Here is a 2,956-nt window from a genome sequence, read left to right on the forward strand (position 1 = left end):
AAGACCAGGTGCGTTTGCTTAGTGGAAGCGGAGTGAGTCGAGAGATTCACGCTCCGTTTTGAGAGGGGCTGGCGGGGAAGTTCCGCTGGTCTACTCACCTCTTTGCCAAAGAAACGAAGTGAAGTACTCGTTTATTGCCCAACATAAGAAGACCTGGCCAGTTGATATTATGTGTCAACTCTTGGGCATTAATCGAAATAGCTTTTACAGCTCTCAAAGACGGAAGAAAGGAAAGCCAACAGCTCCGGAACATGATGAGCTATTGGAGTGGACTAAAAAAATATCTGAATCGAGCAAGTTTAGTTATGGCAGTCGTCGGATAATGAAGGCATTAAACGCGCAAGGATATCCTGTTGGAAGAAAAAAGACTCGTCGTCTCATGAGAGAAGCAGACGTTTTTGCTCGATATAGAAAGAAATATAAAGTCACCACCAATAGCAACCATAAAAAGCCTATATTTGAGAATGTGCTTAATCGCCAGTTTAATGTTGCGGGTCCCGATCAAGCTTATGTATCAGACATCACATACATTCATACCCAAGAAGGTTGGTTGTATTTAGCCGTTGTCATAGACTTGTTTTCTAGAAAAGTAGTTGGATGGAGCATGGCTTCTCGAATGACTGCAGATCTTGTGTGTAATGCTCTGAAAATGGCACTTTGGCAAAGAAAGCCAACGCGTGGGTTGATCGTTCATTCTGATCGTGGATCACAATATGCGAGTCATGACTATAGAAATTTATTACAGCTTCATGGCTGCATCGGGAGCATGAGTCGAAAAGGCGATTGTTGGGATAATGCTGTAGCTGAAAGCTTTTTTGGAACATTAAAACAAGAACAAGTGCAATGGAAGCAATACCAAACACGCTATGAAGCTCAGCAGGATATTTTGAATTACATCACTATGTTTTATAACAGTTTCAGGCTGCATTCGCACCTTGAGTATATGAATCCAAATCAGTTTGAAAGAGTTTGGGGTGAAATGAAGAAAGTTGCTTAACTGGGTGTGTCAATTTGCTTGACCACGTCATAATTTTAACATTAATAATATTTTGTTTAGGGAGAAACAATTATGACTCTAGTGATAAGGCCGGCTAAAGTGGATGATTTGGCTCTGATTAAGGACTTATATGTACAAGAAAATCACGTTTTATCAATTGAAAGTGCAAAAAAATTACTTGAGAAAATGAAGTTATATCCTAATTATACTTTGTTTATCATAGTCGATGACAAGCGATGTATTGGTACTTTTTCCTTATTAATCATGGATAATTTAGCGCATGAAGGTGCTCCAGCGGGGCTTCTTGATGATGTCGTTCTTGACTTAAACGTACCCAAAAAAAGCATAGAACAAAAAATAATGGATTTTTCTATTCAGCAATGCAGCAGATCTCACTGTTATAAACTGTGTTTGCCTAATGAATCGATGGCTATTTCGTTGATAGGTAATGAATCAGCTCACTTTGAGCAGCATGGTAAATGTTTTGTGATGGATTTGGAGCAGAAAATGAAGTGTGATAAAAGCAATTTATCTTTTCGCCCTATACCTTCAGATTTAGTATTACGCAAAGCCCGCGCAAACGATTTGCCGGTGATCCTTAGCCTCTATGCACAACCAGATATGGATAATGGCAAGGTATTAATTGCTGAGAAAGCGGTGGCTATATATAACAAAATGATGACCTATCCCAATTACACGGTGTATGTCGCTCTTTTAGAAGGGCAGATCGTGGGGACTTTTGCTTTATTAATAACGCCTAGTTTGGTTCATCAGGCTAAATCTTTAGGTATCGTGGAAGATGTGATGGTTGCACCTAAAACGCAAGGAAAAGGAGTAGGGAAATTCATGATAAATTCTGCGCAGCAAGTATGTGCAGAAAATGATTGTTATAAACTGGTTTTATCCAGTAATCTTAAACGGGTAGTGGCTCATAATTTTTATAAAGCCTTAGGTTTTCAGCAAGTCGGTGCAAGTTTTTTAGTTAAGCTACCAGTCGAGCTCATAGCTGAGCTAGCATGTTCAATGCATTTTTAATCAGGTCATGACTGTAAAAAAAAAGAGCCTGTGTGTGGTTCTTTCAATATTATTTCAGGATGTCTAAAGGGTATATTGTTTATTGATTTCAAGTTCAATCATGACTTCCTGGGTATGTTCGATATGCTCATTTTTTTTACTTTATGCTTTTCATTTCAATGACATATAGGTACACTATGCTCTTTAAAATTACTCTATTTGCTTAATTATGCCACCTAAGAAAACCGTAACGTTCGAGCCTTCAGTAGAAATATACGCTTATATTAGTAAGGTACATCATGTTTTCGCTGAAATAATAAAGAATGATGCTAAAAAGAAAAAGGCAATTCTGGAAATAAAAAATGCGTTTAAGCTCTATTTAGATGAAATAAAAAGTTTAGATGAGCAAAATAAAACCAAAGATTTTCCTTTAATAGAAAGTGAACTATCATCAAAAAATAAACCTATTGTTACTATGATAGATACGCGAATAGTTGCTTATTTTGTTATGTTGCGCGCAATATCTAAAAACGAATCTGTATTCCCATCTGAATACAGGAAAATTAAGCTGGAATTTGATGTTCCAGGATGGCCCGTTGCTCCTGAAGATAAATATCTCACACTATGGGTAAATTTTATAAAACAAGCTACAGCCGCTTTTAAGAATGCAATGCCTGATTCTGATTTAAGTACATGGATTCCAAACCAAACGCTCTGTGATACAGTTACAAAAGCTTCAACTGTCATAGCTGATAATACGACAGCTAATGCAATTATAGAACCTCAATCTATACTAAAAAAAATGCCTCTCGATGCGGTGATTACAGAGTCATCAAAAAAAGCAAGTACTTCCATGCCCGAGGACACCAGTAGTTCCATGCCCGAGGACACCAGTAGTTCCACGCTCGAGGACACCAGTAGTTCTANGCCCGAGGACGACAGTAG

The 2,956-nt window shown here is 38.0% G+C and carries 1 protein-coding gene and 1 pseudogene; both read left to right on the plus strand.

Annotated features, from left to right (window positions below; genetic code table 11):
* Nucleotides 1-103 precede the first annotated feature (103 nt).
* Nucleotides 104-997: pseudogene (locus LDG_RS11250) on the plus strand (IS3 family transposase); the annotation flags it as partial.
* A 72-nt stretch (nt 998-1,069) separates the two neighbouring features.
* Nucleotides 1,070-2,032, plus strand: a complete 963-nt coding sequence (locus tag LDG_RS19900; protein ID WP_006871492.1) for a GNAT family N-acetyltransferase — start codon at nt 1,070-1,072, stop codon at nt 2,030-2,032.
* The last annotated feature ends 924 nt before the right edge of the window (nt 2,033-2,956 follow it).

This window comes from Legionella drancourtii LLAP12 (assembly GCF_000162755.2).
In the GTDB taxonomy this organism is placed as follows: domain Bacteria; phylum Pseudomonadota; class Gammaproteobacteria; order Legionellales; family Legionellaceae; genus Legionella; species Legionella drancourtii.

Coding starts and splice junctions, on each gene's coding strand:
- LDG_RS19900 (WP_006871492.1), top strand. CDS start 1,070: ATGACTCTAGTGATAAGGCCGGCTAAAGTGGATGATTTGGCTCTGATT.